A 587-nucleotide genomic window follows, 5' to 3' on the forward strand; every position below is an offset into this window, starting at 1 on the left:
GCATTGACCGCGACAATCACACTGGAACCGGACATGGAAATGGCGGCGATTTCCGGGCTGAGCATGATACCCAGGCCCGGGTAGAAGACGCCGGCGGCAATCGGCAGGGCGATGACGTTGTAGCCGATGGCCCAGCCCAGGTTCTGGCGCATCTTGCGCACGGTGCCCTTGCCGATGCGCAGTGCGACGGGCACGTCCAGCGGATCGGAGCGCATCAATACCACGTCGGCGGTTTCGATCGCCACGTCGGTTCCGGCACCGATGGCGATGCCGAGATCGGCCTGGGCGAGGGCGGGGGCATCGTTGACGCCGTCGCCGACCATGGCGACCCGTTTGCCCGCCTTCTGAAGTTCGGTTACCTTCGCCGATTTATCCTCCGGGAGCACCTCGGCGATGACCGTGTCGATGCCCAGCTGGGCGGCGATGCGCTTGGCGGTGGCCTCGTTGTCGCCGGTGAGCATGACGACTTCGATCCCGGCCTCGTGCAGGGCCGCCACGGCGGGGGCAGCGGTCTCGCGGGCGGCATCGGCCAGGGCGATGACACCGGCGGCGCTGCCGTCCACGGCCATCAGCACGGCGGTGCGGCC

General features: G+C 68.3%; 1 protein-coding gene. It reads right to left on the minus strand.

What is annotated here, in order from left to right; genetic code table 11:
- On the minus strand, positions 1-587 hold a 587-nt coding region (locus tag HGO92_RS23200; protein WP_169999116.1), incomplete at both ends, for an HAD-IC family P-type ATPase.

This window comes from Crystallibacter degradans (genome assembly GCF_012952295.1).
Lineage (GTDB): Bacteria > Actinomycetota > Actinomycetes > Actinomycetales > Micrococcaceae > Crystallibacter > Crystallibacter degradans.